General features: G+C 70.3%; 16 protein-coding genes. 5 read left to right on the forward strand and 11 right to left on the reverse strand.

The window, feature by feature from the left end; translation table 11 throughout:
- The first annotated feature begins 47 nt into the window (after positions 1 to 47).
- Positions 48 to 818: an enoyl-CoA hydratase-related protein gene (locus E4191_RS05470; RefSeq protein ID WP_135312509.1), complete on the forward strand. Its 771-nt coding sequence runs from the start codon at positions 48 to 50 to the stop codon at positions 816 to 818.
- Between the two features lie 7 nt (positions 819 to 825).
- On the opposite strand, the gene E4191_RS05475 is transcribed toward E4191_RS05470, so the two are convergent.
- From E4191_RS05475 to E4191_RS05485, 3 genes are all read right to left on the reverse strand, one after another.
- Positions 826 to 1,491 carry an NUDIX hydrolase gene (locus tag E4191_RS05475; RefSeq protein WP_135314338.1) on the reverse strand — a complete coding sequence of 222 codons (666 nt, stop codon included), beginning with the start codon at positions 1,489 to 1,491 and terminating at the stop codon, positions 826 to 828.
- A 14-nt stretch (positions 1,492 to 1,505) separates the two neighbouring features.
- Positions 1,506 to 1,919, reverse strand: a complete 414-nt coding sequence (locus tag E4191_RS05480) for a DUF983 domain-containing protein (protein ID WP_135312510.1) — start codon at positions 1,917 to 1,919, stop codon at positions 1,506 to 1,508.
- A gap of 81 nt (positions 1,920 to 2,000) precedes the next feature.
- On the reverse strand, positions 2,001 to 3,386 hold the full coding sequence (locus E4191_RS05485; protein ID WP_135312511.1) for a diguanylate cyclase: 1,386 nt from the start codon (positions 3,384 to 3,386) through the stop codon (positions 2,001 to 2,003).
- A gap of 102 nt (positions 3,387 to 3,488) precedes the next feature.
- Here E4191_RS05485 and E4191_RS23650 point away from each other — a divergent pair, with 102 nt between their 5' ends.
- The 3 genes from E4191_RS23650 to E4191_RS05500 all read left to right on the forward strand — a co-directional run bounded on the left by E4191_RS23650 (position 3,489) and on the right by E4191_RS05500 (position 5,407).
- Complete coding sequence (locus tag E4191_RS23650; protein ID WP_176562631.1) at positions 3,489 to 3,779, forward strand: DUF3572 family protein; 291 nt, start codon at positions 3,489 to 3,491, stop codon at positions 3,777 to 3,779.
- A 69-nt stretch (positions 3,780 to 3,848) separates the two neighbouring features.
- The gene (locus E4191_RS05495; RefSeq protein WP_135312513.1) at positions 3,849 to 4,412 is read left to right on the forward strand and encodes a heme NO-binding protein; all 564 of its coding nucleotides are present in this window, start codon (positions 3,849 to 3,851) and stop codon (positions 4,410 to 4,412) included.
- Positions 4,409 to 5,407 carry a GGDEF domain-containing protein gene (locus E4191_RS05500; RefSeq protein WP_135312514.1) on the forward strand — a complete coding sequence of 333 codons (999 nt, stop codon included), beginning with the start codon at positions 4,409 to 4,411 and terminating at the stop codon, positions 5,405 to 5,407. Before E4191_RS05495 ends, E4191_RS05500 begins: the two co-directional genes overlap by 4 nt.
- Here E4191_RS05500 and E4191_RS05505 read toward each other — a convergent pair.
- From E4191_RS05505 to trpS, 6 genes are all read right to left on the reverse strand, one after another.
- Positions 5,397 to 6,680, reverse strand: coding sequence for a glycosyltransferase family 4 protein (locus E4191_RS05505; RefSeq protein WP_135312515.1), 1,284 nt, complete (start codon positions 6,678 to 6,680; stop codon positions 5,397 to 5,399). The genes E4191_RS05500 and E4191_RS05505 overlap by 11 nt on opposite strands.
- Positions 6,677 to 7,933 (reverse strand): peptide deformylase, encoded by a 1,257-nt coding sequence (locus E4191_RS05510; protein WP_135312516.1) that lies wholly within the window; start codon positions 7,931 to 7,933, stop codon positions 6,677 to 6,679. Before E4191_RS05510 ends, E4191_RS05505 begins: the two co-directional genes overlap by 4 nt.
- A complete protein-coding gene (locus E4191_RS05515) occupies positions 7,930 to 14,811 on the reverse strand; it encodes a type I polyketide synthase (protein WP_176562632.1) in 6,882 nt (2,293 codons plus the stop codon). Before E4191_RS05515 ends, E4191_RS05510 begins: the two co-directional genes overlap by 4 nt.
- Positions 14,812 to 14,863: 52 nt before the next feature.
- The gene (locus tag E4191_RS05520; RefSeq protein ID WP_135312518.1) at positions 14,864 to 15,376 is read right to left on the reverse strand and encodes a GNAT family N-acetyltransferase; all 513 of its coding nucleotides are present in this window, start codon (positions 15,374 to 15,376) and stop codon (positions 14,864 to 14,866) included.
- A gap of 66 nt (positions 15,377 to 15,442) precedes the next feature.
- Positions 15,443 to 16,780, reverse strand: coding sequence for a Hint domain-containing protein (locus E4191_RS05525; RefSeq protein ID WP_135312519.1), 1,338 nt, complete (start codon positions 16,778 to 16,780; stop codon positions 15,443 to 15,445).
- A gap of 537 nt (positions 16,781 to 17,317) precedes the next feature.
- Complete coding sequence (gene trpS, locus E4191_RS05530) at positions 17,318 to 18,352, reverse strand: tryptophan--tRNA ligase (protein ID WP_135312520.1); 1,035 nt, start codon at positions 18,350 to 18,352, stop codon at positions 17,318 to 17,320.
- 100 nt (positions 18,353 to 18,452) lie between these two features.
- On the opposite strand from trpS, the gene E4191_RS05535 reads away from it, so the two are divergent.
- The gene (locus tag E4191_RS05535; protein ID WP_135312521.1) at positions 18,453 to 19,154 is read left to right on the forward strand and encodes a rhomboid family intramembrane serine protease; all 702 of its coding nucleotides are present in this window, start codon (positions 18,453 to 18,455) and stop codon (positions 19,152 to 19,154) included.
- Here the strand turns inward: E4191_RS05535 and murJ are convergent.
- Both murJ and E4191_RS05545 read right to left on the reverse strand, forming a co-directional pair.
- Positions 19,151 to 20,680, reverse strand: coding sequence for a murein biosynthesis integral membrane protein MurJ (gene murJ, locus E4191_RS05540; protein WP_135312522.1), 1,530 nt, complete (start codon positions 20,678 to 20,680; stop codon positions 19,151 to 19,153). The genes E4191_RS05535 and murJ overlap by 4 nt on opposite strands.
- A complete protein-coding gene (locus E4191_RS05545; RefSeq protein WP_135312523.1) occupies positions 20,677 to 23,439 on the reverse strand; it encodes a [protein-PII] uridylyltransferase in 2,763 nt (920 codons plus the stop codon). Before E4191_RS05545 ends, murJ begins: the two co-directional genes overlap by 4 nt.
- Between the last annotated feature and the right edge of the window lie 20 nt (positions 23,440 to 23,459).

Raw genomic sequence — 23,459 nt, forward strand, 5'->3', positions numbered from 1 at the left:
CCGAAAGCGCGTTTCTGGCATGATCGCCCCGACACCGGGGAGGGATCATGAGCTACCAGACAATCCAGTTCGACATCCGCGAGGGCGTGGCCACGCTGACCCTTAACCGGCCGGCCGTGATGAACGCGCTGAACCGCGCCATGCGGGCCGAGATCACGCAGGCCCTGACCACGCTGCCGCCCGAGGTCCGGGCCGTGGTGCTGACCGGGGCGGGGCGGGGCTTCTGCTCGGGCCAGGATCTGACCGATGCCGGGGCCGCCGCCGATCTGGAGGCGGTGCTGCGCGCCGAATACGAGCCGATGCTGGCCGCGATCACCACCTGCCCGGTCCCGGTAATCGCGGCGGTCAACGGCGTGGCGGCGGGTGCGGGCGCCAATCTGGCGCTGGCCGCCGATGTGGTGATCGCCACCGAAAGCGCCAGCTTCATCCAAGCCTTCACGCGGATCGGGCTGATCCCCGATGCGGGCGGCACCTGGATCGTGCCGCGCGCGGTGGGGCTGGCCCGGGCGATGGGGATGATGCTGTTCGCGGACGCCATCCCCGCGCGGCAGGCGGCGGATTGGGGCCTGATCTGGCAGGCCCTTCCCGACGATCAGTTCGCCGCAGGCGTCGCCGCCCGCGCGCAGGCGCTGGCCCGGGGACCGACCGGCGTCTTCCTGGCCATCCGCGCGGCGCTGGCGGCCTCGTTCTCGCAGGATCTGCCCGCCCAGCTGGATCTGGAGGCGCGACTGCAGGGCGAGGCCGGGCGCAGCGCGGATTTCGCCGAAGGGGTGGCGGCCTTCCTGCAGAAGCGGCCGCCGGTCTTCACCGGCCGCTGAAGCCCCGTCAGGCGATCTGGCGAAAGACCGGCGCGGGGCCGCGATTGTCGAAGAAGGGCACCGTGTCGGGTCGAGGCAGCGGCCGGTCCGCGGGCAGACCGTCGATCAGCTCGGCCAGTTCGGCCAGCACGACCTCGGTGATGAAGGGCAGGTCCAGCTGGCGGGCCTGCGCCAGGGGCACCCAATGCAGATGGGACAGCTCGTCGCAGGCGGCGCTGAAATCGTCGGGATCGCCCGCGATCGCCGCCGCATCGGCCACGAAGAAATGCGCGTCGAACCGGCGCGGGCGGCCGGGCGGGGTGATGGCACGGAACAGATAAACCAGCGGCGCGGCATCGGGTGCCAGCCCCGCCGCCGCATGCCCGGGCCAGCGGCAGGGCGGGCCGTCCGGCTGGCCGATCAGCAGGCCCGTCTCCTCGGCCAGCTCGCGCAGGGCGGCGGCCGCGATCGCCTCGGGCGAGACGCCGTCCTCCTGCTGCAGGCGCTGGCGGCAGACCGGCGCCAAGGGGCGCGCCAAGGCGACCTGCGCATCGGCGGAATCGACCGCCCCGCCGGGAAAGACGAATTTCGACGGCATGAAGGCCGCCGCCGCCCCGCGCATGCCCATCAGGACCGAGGGCCCCCGGTCGTCCCGGCGCAGCACCAGCACGGTGGCCGCATCGCGGATCGGCATGTCGGGCGCGGCACTCACGCGGCGACGCCGCTGGACCGCCCCCCGAAGCCATGCATCCGCCGCGCCCATTGCAGCCCGACCATCGCGCCCTTGATCAGCGGCAGCATGGCCAGCGACAGCACGATCGCGCCGATGCTGAAGGACAGAAGCATGGTCATCGCACTGGGCCGCCACGCAATGAACGAGGCCAGCAGCAGCGGCGCGCCCAGATGCGAGACGATCAGGATGGTCAGATAGGCCGGCCCGTCATCCGCGCGCTGGTGGTGCATCTCTTCCTGGCAGGAGGGGCAGTGATCCGCCACCTTCAGGTAGCTCAGGAACAGCTTGCCCTCGCCGCAGGCCGGGCAGCGACCGCGGGCGCCGCGCAGCATCGCCTGGCCTGTGGGGCGTTCGGGCGCGTCGACATCCTGCGGGGTGATCTGGGTCATGCGAAGGCTCCTTGCCCGGCGGGACAAGTGCCCGCGTCGCCCGGCATCCTAGCCGGGCGGCAGGGGCAAGGGAAGGGTCGCCTATGCCGCATGCTGCCCGTGGGCGCAGACGACCCGGTTGCGCCCCGCGGCCTTCGCGGCCAGCAGGGCCTGGTCCGCCCGCTCCATCACCAGCCGGCCCAGCTGGTCGGGGGCGCCCGGCTCGGACGGGTCCGCGCAGGCCAGGCCGACCGACGCGGTGACCCGGATCGCGCCGCCCCCCGACAGCCGCGGCAGGGTCACCGGCCGGTCCTGCACGGCCCGCCGCAGCGCCTCGGCCACGGGGCAGGCGCGGCCGGGCGGGCAATCGTCCAGAACGCACAGGAACTCTTCGCCCCCCATCCGGGCGACCATGCCTTGGGCGCCGATGGTCTCGCGCAGCCGGCGCGCCATCTCGGACAGGACGGCGTCGCCCGCGCTGTGGCCGTAGCGGTCGTTGACCGCCTTGAAGTGATCCAGGTCGACGACGAGGACGGCGAAGTCGCGCCCCTCCGCCACCGCCTGCCGGGCGATCTGGGCCAGGTGCGGCAGCGCATGGCGGCGATTGTAGAGCCCGGTCAGCGGATCGATCATCGCCAGACGCATCTGCCGGTCCATCTCGGCCCGGCGCTGGTCGCTGCGGGTCTTGCGCGACAGCAGCAGCTGCAGCGACATCGCCGCCGCCTGCGCCGCCGGAGCCGTGGCGAAGCTGTCCGGCATCACGTCGCCCGCCCCCAGATCCAGCGCGATGCTGGCCATGTCCACCCGGTCGGGCGCGATGGCGATCACGAAGCCCGCATCCCGCGATCCGGGCCGAGAGCGCAGTTCGGACAGCAGCCGCAACCCGTCGCCCCGCCCCCGGATGTCGGCGGCGATCAGGTACAGATCCGCCGTCCGCCCCGCCGTCGCCGCAGCCAGGGCCTGATCGGGATCGTGAACCTCGAATCGGCACTCCATCCGGTCGGACAGCATCTGCCGCCAGCGCAGGGCGCGGCCCGGATGGTCCGCGACCAGCGCGATCACCGGGCGCCGCGCATGATCGAAGCCCGATGGCGCCTCGGCCATGCCGAGGGCGGCTGGCGGCAGTTCGACCTCGCGCAGGATGGTGCGGATGCGGGCCATCAGCATCTGGTCGTCGACATTGGGCTCCAGCGTCGCGGTGGCGCCCGCCTGCAGGGCCGCCAGCCGCTGATCGGGGGGCACCAGCATCAGGACCGGGATCTCGCCCGAGCGGTCGTCCCCGGCCAGCCTGCGGCACAGGTCGACCGCCGGGCCGTCGGGCAGCCCGCCGCCCAGGATGATCAGGTCGGGCCGCACAAGATCCAGCTGCCGCATCAGCTGCGCCGCCGAGCCCAAGGCAACGACATCATGGCACAGGGCCGTCAGCCGGACCTTGAAGGTGATCCGAACCGTTGCCGTGCCATCCACCACCAAGATTCGTGCTGTCATCGACCTATCCAGTCATTTCTGACATCTGCATTCCAACTTCGCCCCAAATGCTTAACAAAGGATTGCCAGGCAGCCGCCCGGACAAAAAAAAGGACGACACCCATGGCTTTCTCGCAGGAACAGGCACGCGACCTGGCGATGCAGACCTTGATTCTGCTGGTCGACCGGCCCGAGGATCTGACGCAGTTCATGGAGGCGTCGGGGCTGCGTCCCGCCGATTTGCGCGACATGGCCGCGCGCCCCGACATCGCCCTGTACCTGCTGGACTTCCTGGTCGAGGATGACGCCCGGATCGTCAGCTTTGCCGAGGCGCTTGACCTGCGCCCGCAGGATATCATGACCGCGCGGACGGCTCTGGCCGGGCCGGGCAGCTATGGCTGGGAGGCCGACTAGCGTTTTTCCGGCGCGCATTCCGGATCTGTTAAGACACAGCCGGTAAGGTCGTCTCGAATCGAGGACGACATGAACCGGCTGATCCACCGCACCATCACCGAATTTCTGCGCGACACCTATGGGGAGGAGTTTTCCCGCATCATCCGCGACGACCGCAGGAACATGGTCGCCCCGGCCACGCCGGTCACGGGCTTTGCGACCGCCGGCCTGACGCTGGCGGCGGAACGCCTGTCCAAGCCGCTGCCGGACCTCTACGAGGATCTGGGCGCCTGGCTGACGCGGATCGAGCCGCTGCGCAGGCTCCTTCGCTTTTCGGGTCGGGATTTCAACGATTTCCTGCTGCGGCTGGACGAGTTGCCCGGTCGGGCGCATCTGGTGTTGTCGACACTCGACGTGCCGCCCCTGCAGGTCGATGTCGTCGACGGAACGTTCTGGCTGACCCTGCCGCGGTTCGAGATGGGGTGGCAGCACATCCTGGTCGGGCTGCTGCGGGGGATGGCTGACGACTACGGGGCGCTGTGCCTGCTTTCGGTCCAGGGTGCGGCCATCCATGTCGAGATCTGCGACAACCGCTTTGCGGAAGGGCGCCACTTCACGCTCCATGGTGCGGCGGCCACGGGGATCGTCCCATGACCGACCTGCAGGGGCCCGCCCTGACCCTGGATGCGCTGAGGCGGTTCCTGCCGATGCATCTGCGGATCCGCGATGACGGGACGGTGCTGTCGGTCGGCCCGACCCTGGCCAAGCTGATGCCGAACCTCGAGGAGGGCATCGCCGAGCGGTTGGTCAATGCCCGGCCCGGCCACGGCATCTGCCCGCTGGCCGCCATCCGAGAGGCCGTGGACGGGCAGGGGCGGTTGATGCTGCGCATCGTGAACTCGCGGGACATCTTCCTGCGGGGGCACGGCGTCCGGGATTGCGAGGGGGCGATGCTGCTGAACCTGGGCTTCGGCATCAGCCTGCACAGGGCGATCCGGGCGGCGGAGCTGACCGATGACGACTTCGCCCCCTCGGATCTGGCGATGGAGCTGATGTTCCTGCGCGAGGCCAATCGCGGCGTGCTGCATGTGCTGTCGCGGTTCAACGACCAACTGGCCGAGGCGCGGCAGGAGGCCGTCCTGCAGGCGCAGACCGACGCCCTGACCGGGCTGCGCAACCGTCGCGGTCTGGACATCGAGCTGGCGCAGGCCCTGCGCCTGAACGGCCATCGGCACGAGGATGTCGCGACCCCGCTGGCCCTGATCCATCTGGATCTGGACCATTTCAAGCAGGTCGACGATCTCCTGGGGCATCTGGCGGGCGACGAGCTGCTGTTCCGGGTCGCCGCGGTCCTCAAGCAGCAGGTGCGCAAGGCGGACACGGCGGCCCGGGTCGGCGGCGACGAATTCGTGCTGCTCATGCGGGGAATGACCTCCCGCTCGGCGCTGCGGGACCTGTCCAAGCGGATCATCCGCGCCATCCGCCTGCTGACGCCGCCGGAACTGGTCGGATACACCGTGTCGGCCAGCATGGGGATCGTGATCTGGCTGCCGGGGCAGGCGGACTGCCCCGAGGATCTGCTGGCCCGCGCGGACAAGGCGCTTTACCAGGCCAAGGCCTCGGGCCGGTCGCAGGCGGTCATCCTGTGACAGGCGACTGTGCCAGCATGGCGCGCAGCAGCGCCTCCTTGGCGGGAAAGACATGGGCGGCGTCCTGCCGGGCCAGGACCCCCGCGCGCGCGGCCTGCCGCAGCGCATGGGCCCGGTCCGGCGTGTCGATGGCCCAAGACAGTGTCTCGGCCACCTCCTCGGCATCGTCCATGTCGACGATGAGGCCGTTCTCCATGTCCTCGATCATCTCCCGCACGGGCGCGGTGTTCGATCCGACGACCAGGCAGCCCATGGCCAAGGCCTCGGTCAGCGACCAGGAGGTGACGAAGGGTTCGGTGAAATAGACATGCGCGGTCGAGGCCTGCAGCACCGTCGCATATTCCTCGCGCGGGCGCATGGCGTTCACATGCAGGCGGCGGTGATCCAGATCCAGCTGGTCCATCATCCGCAGCCACCAGCTGTCCCCCGCGGGCAGCCGCGATCCGTAGGAGACCGCGTCATTGGCCAGGATGACCGTGTGGAAATCCTGCCGCTGCCGCTGCAACCGCTCGATCGCGCGCAGGAACTGGGGAAAACCGCGCAGCGGCTCCATCCCGCGCGTGGCATAGGTCAGGACCGGCACCCCCGGCGGAATGGTGACCCAATCGAAGTCGATCCGGGCGATGGGGTCGGGGCGGTGCAGGTCGCAATCGACGCCATCGGCCAGCACCGTGATCCGGTCCCGCAGCGCGGGCGGAAAGCGGCTGGCCTGGAACCGGGTCGGGCACCAATGTGCGTCGGCCAGGTCGAATTCGGCGGTGATGGGCAGGTTGCGCATCCGGTCCGCGACCTGGTCCATGACGTCGGAGGGGCGTTCGGCCCGGCCCTTGTCCCAGTTCCGGTCGGTGTAATACCATTCGTGATAGGCAATATAGCGGCAGTCGGGCCAGACCAGCTTGACGCCCAGGCCCACGCCCCAGCCCACATGGGCCATCACGATGTCGGGGACATAGCCCTCGGCATGGCGCATGCGGAACATCAGTTCGGTGGCGCCGCGGCAGTTCTGGGCGGCGTGGTCCAGAAGATGCCGGAAGTCCGATCGGGGGATCAGCGTGTCGCGGATCCGGAAGCGGCGGGTGCGGCAACCGTCGACCTCTTCGATGCGGTCGACGCCGCCATGGGCGAAGGTCACGTCCCAGCCTTGCGCGGCCAGCCAGGTGCCGAAGAACTGGAACTGGCCCTGTCCCGTCAGGTGCAGGAACAGGATCCGGGGCCGCGTCGCGGGCAGGGCCGCCGGCCCGGCCGGAGGAAGATCCGTGGCGGGGCCGTTCACTGCGCCCGCCTCTCGCCCGACTTGACGATCATCTGCCAGCCTTCGGTGGCGGGCCGGATCAGGTCGGGATGGCCCAGCTGGCCCGCCCGCCGCATCGCCCGGCTGCGGGCCGCCGGCAGGTCCAGCCGTGCCTTGGCCGCGACATAGATCGTGCCCGCCTCGCCATCCTCGATGACGTAGAGCGCGGGGAAGATCGACTGCAGCAGATCCTCGATCCCCGGCGCGGGTGCGGGGCAGCAGACCAGCAGGAGGGCCGCGCCCCCCGACAGCCGGCGCGACTGCAGGCGCATGAGGGCGGTCGCCTCGGGGCCGTGCAGCCAGTCCGCGCCCCCGTCCAGAAGAATGGCATCCATGCGGGGGCCCGACCCCTCGGGCACCGGATCGGACAAGGCGGCGGCGCGGCAGCCGGGCGTCAGCTGCAGCGCGGTCATCGCGCGCAGGGGCCAACCCTCGGTCGGATGATGAAGCGTCAGGTCCGGCAGCATCGACAGCAGCGCCACGGCCAGAGGCGTCAGCCGCGGCGCCGCGATCATCACATGGGTCAGCGCCGAGGTGGCGATCAGGATCCCCAGGCAGCGCCGCCCCAGGGCGCAGGCGGGCCGGGACGGGTTCAGCGCGTCCAGCGTGCCGACCGGGGCCCCGGCATCGTCCAGGACCTGCACATGTCGGGGATCCAGCGTCAGGAACGGACCCACCGTCCCGGCATCGCCCTGCCAGGGGGCCTGATGCAGGGCGCTGTTGATGCCCTCGGACCGCGCCCGGATCACCGGGTTGGCGCCCTCGGCCCACAAGCGGTGAAAGGGCGTGATCCAGTCGAAGGGTGCGGTGCTGTCCAGAAGGTCCATCGCCTGCTGGACCGAGATGGCCAGGGCGCCGTCCAGCTCCTCCTCGATGGGCAGGCCCGAGGGCTGCGTGCCGGTCAGCGTCACCTTACCCGCCCGCCAGGCATGGCGGCGCATGGGGCCGGTCGCGGGCGAGGTCTCGGCCCGGTTGACGTGGAAGGCCGAGGCCGCCGACAGGCGCGGCCTCAGCACATGTAGCAAGTCGGCGCCGCGCCGCAGGGCCAGGTAGCGCAGCGGCAGGCCGATGGCCGGGGCGGCGATCGCGCGGTTTCCGGGCCGGGCCAGCAGATCGTCCAGGATCCGCATCGCCGCGCGGGTGGACAGGTCGTCCGTCTGCGCGGGCCGGATGCGCAGGCCGATCCGCGGATCGTTGAACAGCAGCGGGCTGTGAGAGATCACGGGATCGGTCATGCGGGGGCCTCGGCTGCGGCAGGGGGGGCATCGGGATCGCCCTCGGCCCGGATGCGATCGACGATGACGGCGGCCAGCCGCGCGGCGGTCATCTCGTCGGTGACGGGCAGGCTGGTCAGGGTGGTGCCGAAGCGGCGCTCGATGTCCATCCGCAGCTCCATCGCCATCAGCGAGTCGATGCCGTAGCGGTTGAAGGGGCGGTGCGCGTCGAACTGGTCGGGCGGCAGGCGCATGATGGCCGACAGGATGTCGCGCAGCTCGGCCTCGACCAGCGCCAGGGCGGCGGGCCAGTCCAGCTGTCGCAGCCGGTCCGACAGCTCGCCCTCGGCCCGGGCCAGGGCGGCATCCTCGGCCACCAGCGCGCGGAACATCGCGCTGCCCAGACCCGGCAGCACCGGCGCCAGCCGCCCCCAGTGCAGGGGTGCCAGCACGTGATCGCCGGGGTGGGGATCGCGCAGCGCGGCGCCCAGCTCGGCCAGCAGCTGCGGGGTGGACAGGAAGCCCAACCCCTCCATCCGTGACAGCTGCAGCGCCACGGCGGCGTTGCGCGTCAGATAGCCCGCATCGCGCAGCGCGCCCCAGCCCAGGGCACGGACGGGGTGGCCTTCGCCCCGCAGCTGCCGGGCCAATTGCGAGAGGGCGCAATTGGCGGCGCTGTAGGCGACCTGCCCGGGATTGCCCAGATAGGCCGCGATCGAGGAGAAGAGGATCACATGGTCGGGCGCCAGCCGCCCCTGCCGCAGCAGGGCCGCCAGCACCTGCGCCACGGCCAGCTTGGCCCGAACCACCTGCTCGGCCTCGACCGGGTCCAGATCCCGGATCAGCCGGTCGCGCAGGACCATCGCGGCATGGATCACCCCGCCGACCCGCCGCCCCTGCAGCCCGTCCAGGAATGCCGCCATCGCCTGCGGATCGGCGGCGTCGACGGCATGGACCGAGACCTGGGGGCAGGACCGCGCCCACCGCCCGATCCGGCCGGCACCGGGCCCGATCTCTCCGCCCCGGGACAGCAGATGGACATGGGCCGCGCCCTGGTCCAGCAGCCAGCGCGCCAAGGGCAGGCCCAGCCCGCCGGTGCCGCCCAGGATGATCCAGGCGTCGCGGACCTGTCCGCGCGGGCGGGGCAGGCGCGGGCGGGGCGGGCGGATCACGATCTTGCCGGTATGGCGCGCGGCCAGCAAGTGACGGAAGGCCTCCTCGGCCTGCCCGGCGGCAAAGGGGGTGACCGGGACGGGCCGCAGGGCACCATCGGCAAAGCCCGCCCGCAGCGCCGCCAGGATCGCCATCACCCGGGCCGGATCGGCCGCCAGGCGCTGGTCCAGGTCCATGCCGACATAGGTCAGGTTGCGGGCGAAGGGGCGCAGGTCCATCTGGGTGCCTTCCAGATAGTCGCGCTTGCCCAGCTCGACGAAGCGGCCGAAGGGGGCGAGGCAGTCCACCGACCGCGCCATCGCCTCGCCCGACAGGCTGTTCAGCACGACATCGGCGCCGCGCCCGGCGGTGGCCTGCATCAGGTCGGTGGCAAAGCCCAGATCGCGACTGTCGAAGACGGCCTCGGCCCCCATCGCGCGGGCCAAGGCGCGTTTCTCGGGCGTGCCGGCGGTGGCGAAGACCCGGGCGCCGACAAGCCGGGCCACCTGGATCGCCGCCAGGCCCACCCCGCCCGCGCCGCCATGGATCAGCACCGTCTCGCCCGGCTGCAGCGCGGCCAGGTTGCGCAGCGCCTCCCACGCGGTGACGAAGGCCACCGGCAGGCCCGCGGCCGAGACCGTGTCGATCCCGTCCGGCAAAGGGGTGACCGCCGCCGCGGGCACCACAAGGCGCGTGGCGAAGGCCGAGGCGGCAAAGCCCATCACCTGCGTGCCCGGCGCCAGATCGACCCCCGGTCCGGCGCGGCGCACGGTCCCGGCATATTCCATGCCCATCCCCGCCCCCGAGGCGCCCGCCTCCAGGATGCGTTCGGACAGCAGGCCGCGGGCCGACATGACATCGCGGAAATTGAGGCCGGTGGCCGCGACCTCGATCTCGACCTCGCCCGCGCGGGGGCTGCGCGGCGCCAGGGGCTGCCAGTGAAGGCTGTCCAGCCGCCCGGGATCGCGCTGGCCCAGCTGCAAAGCGCGGGCCGCGTTGGCGCGCGGAGACAGGGGCTGCACGCGATCGGCCTGAAGACCGGCGGGGGAGGCGTGGACGGCACTCTCGTCCTCGGTCAGGGCGACCAGCCGGGCCAGCGCCGGGGCGTCGGGGGCGGGCCCGGACAGGGCCAGCAGGCGGATGGTCCGCGCCCCGGCCTCGTTTGTCGCCGTGACGGCGATCGAGCGCAGGCCGGCGGCAAGGATCGGGAAATCATGATCTGCGTCGGGATCGGCGGCGATCATCAGGATCGGCGGGCCGGGCCGCGACAGGGCGGTCTTGACGGCCATCATGGCGCGGGTCAGCCCGTGGGTCAGGTCCTCGCCGGGGCGATGGGCCATGGCGATGATCCGGTGCGAGGGCGTGCCGCCCGTCGCGCAGGCCCGCAGCGCCGCCGTCAGGTCGTCCGGCAGGGCCGGAAGCTGCCCGAGGTCGGGATCGAACATGGGCGCTTGGCCCGTCACGGGCGCCGGATCCCGCCGCCAGGCCGACAGGCGCAGCGTCAGCCCGTCGGCCTCCAGATCGCCCTCGGCCCAGGTGGTCCGGGTCGCGTCGGCTGGCCGCATCGCAAGGGCCAGCCCGCCGGGGGCCAGGGCCTGGGAGACAAGATCCCCCACCGGCACCGGCCCCGCGATCAGGACCAGATCGCTGCCGCCCGGCGCGGGGTTGTCGGTGACCCACGGCATCAGGTCGGGGGGCAGGACCTGGATCAGCAGGCTGCGCGCGCCCGGATCGGCGGCGGCGATCCGGATGCCGTCCAGCCGGGGATCATCGGCCAGTTCGCGCAGCAGGGCCAGATCGGGCAGCCCCAGGATCAGCAGGGTGCAGCGCTGGTCCCGGGGCCAGAGGCGCAGCAGATCGCCCAGGATCCGGCCCGCATGCGCCCACATCCGCCGCCGGACCAGCCCGTGCAGGGCGGTGTCGCGGGGGTCACGCCCCTCGGCCGCGATCATCACCGCCCGCAGATCATCGGCCAGATCGGGCTGCACCTGCAAGGCGCGGGTCAGGGCCTCGTCCTGACCCCGACCGGCCTTCACCGCCGCACGCAGGTCGTGCAGCGCCGTGTCCAGCGGGCCGGGCCGCCCGGGATGGCCCTGCGTCAGCCGCGCCACCAGCCGGACCGGATCGCCCCAGCCCCGGGGCAGGCGCACCGCGTCCCCGGGCAGGCGCAGCCGGACGCGGCGGTCGATCAGCCGCATCGGGGCGATGCGCGTCGCCGCATCCAGATGCACGACCGAGAATTCCGCCTCCTCGACCAGCGCCACGGGATCGCCCTGCGCATCGAACAGCGCGATCCGGGCCAGCAGCGAGTGGCGCCGATGCCGGGTGACGGTGACCTGGACCAGGTGCGGGGCCACGCCCGGCCGGAACAGCTGCAGATGCCCCATCCGGGTGGGCAGCAGCGTCGCCCCCTCGCGCAGCCGACCCGCCAGTTCGCGCGCAGCGGAATCCGAGCTGCCCGTCAGCGCGGGCAGGATGGCCGCCAGCCCGTGAAACGCCCCGTCCAGCGCGGTCGGGTCCAGCAGGAAGCGGCGGGTGACCTGCCCCGGCGACAGGTCCAGCCGGACCGCGTCCGATCCAAGCGCCGCCAGCGCGGCCATGCGCCGGAAGGCCGGGCCATAGTCCAGCCCGCCCGCCGCCAGCCCGTCATACAGATCCTCGGGGTCCAAGGGGCGGCCCCGGCGCGCGGGCGCGCGGGGCGCGGCCAGCCCGGTGCCGCGCCGCACCACGCCCCGGGCCAGCCCCACCCAGGCAGCCTGGGTCAGGCGCGGGCGCATCTGCAACGTCAGGGCGCCGGTCGCCTCGTCGATGCGGGTGCGGATCCGCAGGCCGTCGCCCTCGATCACGGCGGGGGCCAGGATGTCGAAATGCAGCAACTGAAGCGGCTGGTCGGGCCAGAGGCTGGCGGCGGCGCCCAAGGCCATCTCGACCAGCGTGGCGGCGGCCAGCACGATCCGCCCGCCGACCCTGTGATCGGCCAGCCAGGCGGGATGCGTGGGCGTCATGTCCGTCACCCACAGGGGGGCATCGACCTCGGCCCGCCGTCCGACCAGCAGGCGCGGCCCCGCCCCGCCATAGGCATCCAGCCCGTCGGGGGTCAGCTGGGTCCGATACTCCTGCTCGTCCCAGGGATAGGCCGGCATCTCCGGGGAGGGCCCGGTGCGCGCGCCGCCCAGGATCTCGGGGCGGACCGGAACGCCCGCCGCCCAGGCCCGCGCCGCCTGCCATCCGGGCGGGGCACCGTCCTGGGGCGGCTGCGGCTGGTAATGCGTCAGCGCCACCCCGCCGAAGCGGGCGATGTCGCGGATATTGCCCGCAAAAACCGGGGTCGGAGAGACCTCGACCAGATGGCAGGGCCCGTCCTTGGCCAGCGCCGCCGCCGCATCGGCAAAGCGCACCGGGTCGCGGGCATTGCGCCACAGGTAGTCCAGCCCCATGTCGCCGGGCCGCATCACCCGGCCAAGCGCCGCCGCGCCGACCTGCATCCGGGGCGGCGCGACCTGCAGCCCCGCCAGATCGACCATGAAACGCTCGCGCAGCGGCTGGACCAGCGGCGAGTGGTAGGGGATCTCGACCTTGAGGCGCATCAGCGGCAGGCGCTTGCCGGCGATGCTGACCCGCGCCAGCCGCGCGATGGCCGCCTGCGACCCGGCCACCGTGACCGAGCGCGGGCTGTTGACCGCCGCGATCGCCAGGTCGGGCAGGGCTAGCCCGGCCAGCGCGCGGGTGACATCGGCCTCGGACGCGGCCAGCACGGCCATGCCGCCCTGGCCCCGCAGCGCCTCGAAGGCGGTGGACCGGGTGACGATGATCCGCGTCGCCGCCGGAAGGTCCAGGCAGCCCGCGACATGCAGAGCCGCGATCTCTCCGACGGAATGGCCGATGACGGCGTCGCAATGCAGCCCGGCGGCCAGAAGGCTGCGCGCCTGCGCGACCTGGAAGCCGAAGAGCAGTGGTTGGGCCACCAGAGGGCCGGACAGGCGATCTGCCAGATCGGGCGCATGCATCAGCCCGACCAGATCGTCGATGCCCATCCCGGCCATCGCGCCCGCCACCTCGTCGAAGGCCGCGCGGAAGGCCGGGTCGTGGCGATACTCGGCGACGCCCATGCCCGGCACCTGCGCCCCGTTGCCCGGAAAGGCCAGCACGCCGCGCACCTGTCCCCCGCCCGCGACGCCGCGCAGCAGGCTGTCGCCGTCACTGTGCGACAATCCCCCCGACATGGCATCGCGCAGCGGCAGGGCCAGCCGATGCGGCAGCGCCATCCGTGCGGCGGCGGCGGCACAGAGCGCGGCGCCCTCGGCCTCGGGGATGCCCTTCAGACGCTCGGACCAGGCGGTCGCCAGCCGGTCCAGCGACGCTTGGGAAGCGGCGGACAGCAGCAGCCAAGGCGCCTTGGCCGGGCGGGGCAGGGCGACCGGGTGCAGGCGCGGGGGCGGGGGCGCCGCCTCGGCCAGGATCGCCGCGACATTGGTGCCGCCGAAGCCGAAGGAGTTCAGCCCGGCCACCAGCCGCCCCGGCCCAAGCGGCAGCAGCGCGGTGTTGACGCGCAGGTTCAGGCCGTCGAAGTCGATGGCCGGATTGGGCGCGGTGAAATGCAGCGAGGCGGGCAGGGCGCGATGCTGCATCGCCAGCAGCACCTTGGCCAGGCCGACCAGCCCCGCCGCAGGCTCGGCATGGCCGAAATTGGTCTTGGCCGAGCCGATGGGCAGCGGCATCCGGCGCAGCTGCCCGATGGCCTGGCCGATGGCCCGCGCCTCGACCGGGTCGCCGACCTGGGTGCCGGTGCCATGCGCCTCGTAGAAGGACAGGTCGTCGGGATCGCAGCCGCTGCGCTCCAGCACCTCGTCCAGCAGGCTTTCCTGGCGCAGGGCCGAGGGCACCGTCAGCTGCGAGGCCGCCCCGTCGGTGTTCACCCCCGTCGCCAGCAGCCGTGCCCGGCGCCGCGCCATCATCCGCTCGGCCACGTCGGGATGCTGCAGGACCAGCGCCACGCAGGCCTCGGACCGGACATAGCCGTCCGCCCCGGCATCGAAGGTGCGGCAGAGGCCGGTGGGCGACATCATCCGCGCCTGCGAGAAGCCCACGAAACCTCCCGGCGTCATCAGCACATGCACGCCGCCGACGATGGCGGTGTCGACCTGGCCCGTCCGGATCGCCTCGGACGCCTGATGCAGCGCGAAGAGCGACGAGGCGCAGGCGGCATCCAGCACGTAGCTGGGCCCGCCGAAATCGAAGACCGAGGACACGCGGTTGGCGATGATGCACAGCGTGTTGCCAAGCGAGAAGCTGGACCCGGACCGCGCGGTATCGGAATAATAGGGCCAGAGGTTCTCGACCAGCGAGGCGCCGACGAAGACCCCGGTGCGCGGGCCCGCCAGATCGCGGGGCGACAGGCCGGCATCCTCGATGGCCTCCCACACGGTCTGCAGCATCAGCCGCTGCTGGGGATCGGTGTCGACGGCCTCGCGCGGGGTGATGCCGAAGAAGCCCGCGTCGAACCGGAACACATCGTCCAGCTGGCCCGAGGCCAGCGAATAGGTCTTGCCCCGGCGGTTCTGGAACGGGTCGGCGTAAAGGTCGGGGTCGAACAGGCCCGTGCGCAACTGACCGATGGTGCAGCGCCCGTCCCGCAGCACTTGCCACATCCGGTCCCGTCCCCGGGCGCCGGGAACCCGGCAGCCGATCCCGCTGATGACCGGACCGTCGGAAGGGGAGGAGAACGCCTGCGGCGGGGTCTTGGGCATGGGGTCGATGGGTTCCGGAACTGGACGTGACGTGCAGAAGGCGCGGGCGCGCCTAGAGCCGCATGAAGTAGTTCCCGCCCAGATGCGTCGCCCCGTTCGACCGCAGCACGAGGTCGGTCTCCTCCATCGCAATTCCGGACACGACGTTGAACATGATGCCCTTGGACCCGCGCGGGGCCGACCAGCCGCGCACCGCCAGCATGATCCGCTGCCAGACATAGCTGCCGATCTCGGTCGAGCGGATGTCGCTGCGGACATAGACCGTGTGCATGATCGTCACCCAGGTCTTGCGGCTGCCCAGCAGGGGCGAGAAGTAGAAATAGGCGAAAGCCACCGGCTCTCCCTCGTATTCGATATAGACCGAGCCGTGGAAGCCGGTCTCGGCCTTCAGGTCGCTGACGACCTTTTCCAGCTGCGGCTGGTCGAAGGGCATGTCGGAAAACATGCTTTCCTTGTGCAGCTGGCGGGCCAGGGGCAGGATCTTGTCCAGGTCGATGGCGTCCTTGCCGAACTGGACCGAGATCTTGCGCAGGGTGGATGCGGGAAGGGTTGTTTCGATGCTCATGTCCAAAATTTAGCCCACCTTGCCTGTGCAGCAAAGTGGGCCTTTCCATAGGGTTATATGAAAATTTTACGCGTAGAGCGGCTGAGCGTTCTTGGCGTGGCGGGCGGCCAGCGTCCGGCTTTCGCGGCCCTTCAGGAAGGGCAGGGCCGAGGCGGCCGGCTGGTCTGCATCGACCAGGTCGTCGAGGTTCGGGAAGATCGTCCGGATCTCGCGCAGCTGGTCCTCGTTCAGGAAGCTGATCGCCTGGCGGCCCGGATAGAGGCTTTCGGCCTCGATCCCCTCGACCGACAGGATCTCGTGCTCTTCCAGCATGACATGGACATACTGCACGCTGCGGACGTCGCCGTCGACATCGATGCCGTTTACGCCGACCAGCTGCTTGATCGAGACCAGAACCTCTGCACTGCCGAACATGCGCTCGGCGATGGTCGAGCGGACCACGACGCGGTGCTGGGGCGAGAAGCTGACATCGCGGGTGGGCAGGCCGTTGCCGAAGGCGCCGGCGGGAACGCGGATCGGCAGCAGCTTGGGATTGCCCGCCAGGTCGATCGAGTCGAGCGTGCGCTTGCCGATCCACTGGACGGGGCGGTTGCCCTTGCGGGTCGTGACCAGATCGCCCTCGCGCAGGGTCTCGATGGCGACCTTGCCGGCGGGCGTGTCGACCAAAGTGCCCGCGGTGAAGCAGATGACCTGGATATCCTCGAAGTTCTTGAACTTGACGTGCGTTCCAATGTCGAACACCACGGTGCCGTTCAGGACCGTGGGATAGCTGCTGACGATGTTCGCGACGTCCTCGTTCGTGAAGATGTTGGTGTGCAGATCCCCGACGCCGTTCCCGTCGGTGTCGATCCAGACGCTGCCGCTGCTGAGGGTCAGGGTCCACGGCCCCTGCAGGTTCAGGGTGTCGAAGCCGTCGCCCCCGTCGATGACCATGGGATGGCTGGGATCCTTCTGCGCCATCTCGGCGTCGCTCAGGGTCACATCCCGGGTGATGTCGCCCAGGCTGACGGCGTCCTGTCCGCTGCCCATGTCGACCGAGTTGCCGCCGGAGTGATCCAGCACCAGGCGGTCATTCCCCGCGCCCATGTCGATGTTGTCGAAGGCGCTGCGGAACAGGTCGACGGTATCGTCGCCCTTGCCCATGGAGATGTCGTCGAAGGCGACCCGGACGCCGACATGCTCGTCCGTCCAGTTCATGTTCTCGCCGGTCAGGGAGTCGTTGCCGTCCCTCATGTTGACGTCGAAGAAGGCGCGGTCGTGACCGACCGCGATCCCGTCCACGGTGGTGTTGGCATCCTTCGTGATCGTGAACCGGTTCGGATCGCGCAGCGGCACACCGTTGGCGTCGGTGCCGTTGCTGACAGTCACGTTGTTGTTGCTGTTGTTTCCGTCAATGTCCGCCATCGCGGTACTCCTCGAAATAAGTTGTGCGCATGGGCCGTTCTTTAACAGGTGTTAGGGAGAATGGGCCCATATTGTCAATCGTTAGTTAACGAATGGCCAATGCCGGTTCATCCTTTCGTCACACGCGCGATCATCCAAGAGGGACATTATAAATTAAGTAAAAACAATAATTTATTTTAGTTTTGTACTTGGTTTGGTGTTTTGAACTTGCTCCCAGGGAAGGTCAGGAGTGCTGATGGTCTCAATTAATAGGCAGAAACCCTGCCATATTTTTACAAACTAAACTGTATGTTTTACACCTTGTGCAAGTCCGCCCGCCGAACTTTTGCGGCGGGAGGTCGGGAAAACCCGACCCGGAAGGGGCAGGGCGCATGCCGGGGGAATCAGGGCGTCGGGGGTGCCGTCAGGGTTGAGACGGCAATCCGCCCCGCAAGGTCGCGATGCCTGCGCGGACAGACCGGCGAACGCGGCACAGACCCGCAGACCCGCGGGTCTGCGGGTCTGTGCCGCGGGTCGGTATTCTTGGATGAAAGGTCGTCAGGCGCGGGTGCGCAGCAGGCCCATGATGTCCTTGGTGCGTTCCAGGATCGGGGTCGCCACAGCCGCCGCGCGGTCGGCGCCGTCCGCCAGAACCGCGTCGATCTGGGCGGGGTCGTCCATGAACTCGGCCATGCGGCGGGTGATGGGCGACAGGGCCGCGACCGCGACCTCGGCCAGGGCGGGCTTGAAGGCGCCGAAGCCCTGGCCTTCGAACCGAGCCAGCACCTGGTCGGGCGTCTCGTCCGTCAGGGCGGCATAGATGTTGACCAGGTTGCGCGCGTCGGGGCGGTCCTTGAGGCCGTCCATCTGGCCAGGCAGGGGCTCGGCATCGGTGCGGGCCTTGCGGATCTTCTGCGCGATCGCGTCGGCATCGTCGGTCAGGTTGATGCGGCTGGCATCCGAGGGGTCGGATTTCGACATCTTCCTGGACCCGTCGCGCAGGGACATGACGCGGGTGGCCACGCCCTCGATCAGCGGCTCGGTGATCGGGAAATGCGTGACGCCATAGTCGTGGTTGAACTTGGCGGCGATGTCGCGGGTCAGTTCCAGATGCTGCTTCTGATCCTCGCCCACCGGCACGGCGGTCGCCTGATAGGTCAGGATGTCGGCGGCCATCAGGGCCGGATAGGCCAGCAGGCCCAGGCTGGCATTCTCGCTGTTCTTGCCCGCCTTGTCCTTGAACTGGGTCATCCGGTACATCCAGCCGACGCGGGCGACGGTGTTGAACAGCCATGCCATTTCGGCATGGGCGCTGACCTGGGACTGGTTGAACAGGATCGACTGCGCCGGATCGACGCCCGCCGCCATGAAGGCCGCCGCCGCCTCGCGGATGCGCCCGCGCAGGACCGCCGGGTCCTGCCAGACGGTGATCGCATGCAGGTCGACGATGCAGTAGACCGTCTCGGCCTCGCCGCCCTGCAATGCCGCGAAACGCTTCAGCGCGCCCAGATAATTGCCGAGCGTCAGACCGCCCGAAGGCTGGATCCCCGAGAAGATGCGCGGGCGGAACGGGGCATTGATCGGATCGGACATGAGCGGCCTGCCTTGGAATTTTCTGGCCCGTGGCTTAGCGGGTGGGGGCACCCTTCGCAACCGTCCCCGAACCTGAACCCGAACCCGAACAGGAAATCCCATGCGCTCCGGCCTGACCGAATCCCCGCTGAACCCGCTGCCGCCCGTGATCTGGCTGCTGGCCCTGCCCGCGATCGCGTCCGAGGCGCTGTTCGCCCTGGGCACGGCGGGCTTCATCGGCGGCGCCGAGGGGGTGGGGATGCGGCTGTCCGCGATCCGCCTGACCGCCTTTCCGCCCGAGCTGGCGCAGCGGGTCTGGACCCTGGGGGCGCTGGACCTGGACCAGCTGTACCGGGCCTTCAGCTTCAGCTTCGTGCATGTGTCGCTGATGCATGCGCTGTTCGTGGTGGTGTTCACGCTGGCGCTCGGCAACATGATCGCGCACAGCTTCCGCCCCTGGGCGCTGCTGGCGCTGTTCTTCGGATCGGCCCTGGGGGGCGCGCTGATCTATGCGGCGATCGTGCCGTGGTTGGGGGTGCGGGCCGCGCCGCTGATCGGCGGCTATCCGGCGGTCTACGGCTTCGTGGGCGCCTTCACCTTCCTTCTGTGGACGCGGCTGGCGGCGCAGAACGCCAACCGGACGCGGGCCTTCGTGCTGATCGGCATCCTTCTGTCCTTCCAACTGGTCTTCGGGCTGGTCTTCGGCGGCACCGGCCCGGGCTGGATCGCCGAGATCGCGGGCTTTGCCTGCGGCTTCGCGCTGTCCTTTCTGCTGGTCGACGGGGGCGCCCGGCGGGCCCTGGCGCAGATCCGGCAGCGCTAGCCGCGCCGGACCGCCGCCTTCAGCTCCGACGGGCGATAGCCGCCGATGACGAAGGCCAGCGCGAAATAGATCGCCGCCCCGCCGAAGACCAGGATCGCCAGACCCAGCCCGCGCCCGGTGCCCGCAGCCTCCAGCCCCGCGCGCATCGCCCAGAGCGCGCCGGCCATCAGGACCGAGGCCGCCAGGATGCGCGGGAAGGCGCGGCGCAGGCGGGCATCGGCGCGCGCCGCCTGGCCCATCGACCGGGTGCCCCACCACAGCTGCGCGACCATGATCCAGGCGGCGATGGTGGTCCCCAAGGCCGCGGCCAGGAAGCCCAGCCACGGCATCAGCCCGAAGGCCGCCACCGCGTTCACAAGCATCGCGAACAGCGCGAAGCGGAAGGGGGTGCGCGTGTCCTCGCGGGCGAAGTACAAGGGCTGCAGGATCTTCTGCAGCACGAAGGCCGGCAGGCCGAGCGCATAGACCGTCAGCGCCGCCGCCGTCTGCTGCGTGTCGAAGGCCGTGAAGGCGCCCCGCTCGAACAGGGTACTGACCATCGGCTGAGCGATCACCACGATGGCGAAGGCGGCGGGCAGGGTCAGAAACAGCCCGAACTCGGTCGCGCGCGAATAGGCCGACTGTCCGCCCGCGTGATCCTCGGCCCGGATGCGGCGGGCGAGTTCCGGCAGCAGCACCACGGCCACGGCGGCGCCCACCACGCCAAGCGGCAGCTGATAGAGGCGGTCGGAATAGGAGAGCCAGGCGATCGCCCCCTCGAAGCGCGATCCGACCTGGCGGCCCACCAGCAGGTTGATCTGCACCACGCCGCCCGCGAAGGCCGCGGGCAGGGCCACGGCCACCAGGCGGCGCATGTCGGGGGTCAGGCGCGGGCGGCGGGGCCAGAAGGTGTAGCCCGTGCGCCGGGCGTCCCACCAGACCAGCCCCAGCTGCGCGATGCCGGTGACGGGTGTGGCCCAGGCCAGCGTCAGGCCCAGATCCCAGCCCTGCCAGCGCCCCAGCATCATCGCCGCGATGAACAGAAGGTTCAGCAGCACCGGCGCGGCGGCGGCCACCGTGAAGCGGCCATGCGCGTTCAGCACGCCCGAGATCATCGAGGCCATCGAGATCAGCAGGATATAGGGAAAGGTGATCCGCCCGTAGGTCACCGCCAGATCGAAGCGTTCGTCGCCCGCAAAGCCCGAGGCCATCAGCCAGACCAGCCCCGGCATGAAGATCATCGCCACCGCCGACAGTGCCAGCACGGTCAGGAACAGTCCCGAGAAGGCCTCGCGCGCGAAGCGCTGCGCGTCCTCGGCATCCTGCAGCTTCTTGGAGAACATCGGGATGAAGGCGGTGTTGAACGCCCCTTCCGCGAAGAAGCGGCGGAACATGTTGGGCAGGGACAAGGCGATCAGGAAGGCCTCGGCCACCGCCCCCGTGCCCAGCCAGGCCGCCATCAGGATGTCGCGCACGAAGCCCGAGGCCCGCGAGATCAGCGTCCAGAGTCCCACCGAGAGGAACCCCCGCACAAGTCCGGATTTCATGCCTGCTCTGCCTCGGCCCGCTTGACGCCCTCGGCGATCGCCGCACGCAGCTTCTTTTCCAGCATGTCGCGCTTGGACAGGCTGTGCAGCTTCAGCCCGAACATGTCCTTGACGTAGAAGCTGTCGACGACCTGCGCGCCATAGGTGGCGATCACGGCGCTGACGATCTGGATGTGGTTCGCGGCCATGGTCCGGGTCAGGTCATAGAGCAGGCCGGGGCGGTCGCGGGTGTCCACCTCGATGATGGTATAGATGTCGCTGCCCTCGTTGTCGAAGATGATGTGGGTCGGGAACTTGAACTCGCGGTTGCGCTTCTTGGGCTTGTCGCGGCTGGCAAAGGCCTCGCGGGCGACGATCTCGCCGGCCAGCGTGCGCAGGATGGTCTGGCGCAGCTTGGGCAACCTGTCCTCGGCGAAGGGATGGCCCTCGGCGTCCTGCACCCAGAAGACCGCCGTCGCATAGCCGTCGCGCGTCGTGTAGGTGCGCGCGTCCACCACGTTCGCCCCGGTCAGCGTCAGCGCGCCGGCCAGCCGCGAGAAGATGCCCGGATGGTCCGACAGCACGAAGGCCGTGCGGGTCGCGTCGCGGTCGGGATCGGCGCGCAGGTCGATGCGGATCTCGTCGGGGCCGATGCCCTTCAGCAATTCGGCGAAGACCGCCTGCGTCTGCGTGGGCAGGCCCGGCCAGTAGGCGTCGTAATGGCGGCCCAGTTCGGCGCGGATGGCGCGGGCCTCCCATCCCTTGGCGATCAGCATGTGGCGCAGGGACCGCTTCGCCTCGGCATGGCGGCGGTCGCGGTTCAGCTCTTCCAGGCCGTTTTCCAGGGCGGCGGCGGTCTCGCGGTGCAGCTGGCGCAGCAGCGCGGCCTTCCAGTTGTTCCAGGTGCCCGGACCCACGCCGCGGATGTCGCAGACGGTCAGCACCAGCAGCATGTCCAGCCGCTTGCGGGTCTTCACCGCCTTGGCGAAGTCGCGCAGCGTGCGGGGATCGGAAATGTCGCGCTTCTGCGCCACGTCCGACATCAGCAGGTGATGGCGCACCAGCCATTCCACCGTGTCGATGTCGTCCTGCGCGAAGCCGAAGCGCGTGGCGATCCGCCGGGCGATGCGCGCCCCCAGGATCGAGTGATCCTCGGGCCGGCCCTTGCCGATGTCATGGAGCAGCGTCGCCAGATAGAGGACTCGGCGGTTCACCCCGGATTCGATGATCCCGCTGGACAAAGGCAGGTCGGCCGGATGCTCACCGCGCTCGATCTCGGCCAGGGCGGCGACGCATTGGATCGAATGCTCGTCGACCGTGTAATGGTGGTACAGGTTGAACTGCATCATCGCCACGACCGGCTCGAATTCCGGGATGAAGGCGGCCAGCACGCCCAGCTCGTTCATGCGGCGCAGGGCGCGTTCGGGATTGCCGTGGCGCAGCAGCAGATCCATGAAGATGCGGATCGCCTCGGGGTCGGACTGCACCGAGGCGTCGACCAGATGCAGGTTCGCCGCCACCAGCCGCATCGCGTCGGGATGGATCAGGATCGAGTTGCGCAGCGCTTCCTCGAACAGACGCAGGATGTTCAGCGGATCGGACAGGAACTGCGCCTCGTCGGCATAGGACAGCCGGCCCTGCTGGTCGACGAAGCCCGCGCGCATCTTGCGGCGCCTGCGGAAGATGCGGCCCAGGAAGGGGGCCGCGCGGACATGGCGGGTTTCCAGCTCGGTCAGGAAGACGCGGGTCAGCTCGCCCACGCGGGTCGCGTGGCGGAAATAGTCCTGCATGAAGTATTCGACCGCCCGGCGCGCGGTGGTGTCGGCATAGCCCATGCGCCGCGCCACCTCGACCTGCATGTCGAAGGACAGCACGTCCACGGGCCGCCCCGCGATCAGGTGCAGGTGGCTGCGCACGGCCCAGAGGAAATCCTCGGCCTGCCAGAAGGACAGATGCTCCTCGCGCGAGAAGACGCCCAGGTCGACCAGCTCGACGGCACGGTCGACCTTGTGGATGTACTTGGCGATCCAGTACAGCGTCTGCAGGTCGCGCAGGCCCCCCTTGCCCTCCTTGACGTTGGGCTCCAGCACATAGCGCTGGCCGCCTTGGCGCGTGTGGCGGGCGGCGCGCTCGTCCAGCTTGGCCTCGACGAATTCGGGGATGGTGCGCTCGAACAGCTCGGTCCACAGGCGGTGGCGCAGCTCCTCGGCCAAGGGGGCGTGGCCGGTCACCAGGCGATGTTCCACCAACGAGGTGCGGATGGTCATGTCGGCGGCGCCCAAGCGCAGGCAGTCGTCCACGCTGCGGATCGAATGGCCGATCTTCAGCTTGAGGTCCCACATCATGTACAGCATCGATTCGACGACGCTTTCCGCCCATGCGGTGATCTTCCAGGGCGTCAGGAACAGCAGGTCCACATCCGAGGCGGGCGCCATCTCGGCCCGGCCATAGCCGCCCACGGCCAGCACGGCCAGGCGCTCGGTCTCGGATTGCGACTGCTGGGGATGCAGGCGGGTGGTGGCGACATGGTGGATGGCTGTCACCAGCGCGTCGGTTAGCCCCGAGATGGCGCGCACGGTCTCGCGCGCGGCCCGGGGATGGGTGGCGAAGGCCGCCTCGATGGCGGCCATGCCCTCGTGCCGGGCCAGGCCCAGGAAGGCGACCGCGCGGGCGCGCAGCTCCTTGGGGTCGTGGCAATCCTCCAGCTGCCGGTCCAGATGGTCCAGCAGCCGGGCGGGATCGAGGTCGGGCCGGATCAGCGAGGGGGCGGTCGGGGTCATCTGGCCCTGCGGTCCGTCGG

Origin of the sequence: Paracoccus liaowanqingii (genome assembly GCF_004683865.2) — a bacterium.
Taxonomy (GTDB): domain Bacteria; phylum Pseudomonadota; class Alphaproteobacteria; order Rhodobacterales; family Rhodobacteraceae; genus Paracoccus; species Paracoccus liaowanqingii.

Bases quoted from the DNA above. Each gene is read 5' to 3' on its own strand.
- murJ (WP_135312522.1), bottom strand. From the start codon at position 20,680: ATGAAATCCGGACTTGTGCGGGGGTTCCTCTCGGTGGGACTCTGGACG.
- E4191_RS05535 (WP_135312521.1), top strand. From the start codon at position 18,453: ATGCGCTCCGGCCTGACCGAATCCCCGCTGAACCCGCTGCCGCCCGTG.
- E4191_RS05470 (WP_135312509.1), top strand. From the start codon at position 48: ATGAGCTACCAGACAATCCAGTTCGACATCCGCGAGGGCGTGGCCACG.
- E4191_RS05545 (WP_135312523.1), bottom strand. From the start codon at position 23,439: ATGACCCCGACCGCCCCCTCGCTGATCCGGCCCGACCTCGATCCCGCC.
- E4191_RS05480 (WP_135312510.1), bottom strand. From the start codon at position 1,919: ATGACCCAGATCACCCCGCAGGATGTCGACGCGCCCGAACGCCCCACA.
- E4191_RS23650 (WP_176562631.1), top strand. From the start codon at position 3,489: ATGGCTTTCTCGCAGGAACAGGCACGCGACCTGGCGATGCAGACCTTG.
- E4191_RS05495 (WP_135312513.1), top strand. From the start codon at position 3,849: ATGAACCGGCTGATCCACCGCACCATCACCGAATTTCTGCGCGACACC.
- E4191_RS05525 (WP_135312519.1), bottom strand. From the start codon at position 16,780: ATGGCGGACATTGACGGAAACAACAGCAACAACAACGTGACTGTCAGC.
- trpS (WP_135312520.1), bottom strand. From the start codon at position 18,352: ATGTCCGATCCGATCAATGCCCCGTTCCGCCCGCGCATCTTCTCGGGG.
- E4191_RS05485 (WP_135312511.1), bottom strand. From the start codon at position 3,386: ATGACAGCACGAATCTTGGTGGTGGATGGCACGGCAACGGTTCGGATC.
- E4191_RS05520 (WP_135312518.1), bottom strand. From the start codon at position 15,376: ATGAGCATCGAAACAACCCTTCCCGCATCCACCCTGCGCAAGATCTCG.
- E4191_RS05515 (WP_176562632.1), bottom strand. From the start codon at position 14,811: ATGCCCAAGACCCCGCCGCAGGCGTTCTCCTCCCCTTCCGACGGTCCG.
- E4191_RS05510 (WP_135312516.1), bottom strand. From the start codon at position 7,933: ATGACCGATCCCGTGATCTCTCACAGCCCGCTGCTGTTCAACGATCCG.
- E4191_RS05500 (WP_135312514.1), top strand. From the start codon at position 4,409: ATGACCGACCTGCAGGGGCCCGCCCTGACCCTGGATGCGCTGAGGCGG.
- E4191_RS05475 (WP_135314338.1), bottom strand. From the start codon at position 1,491: ATGCCGATCCGCGATGCGGCCACCGTGCTGGTGCTGCGCCGGGACGAC.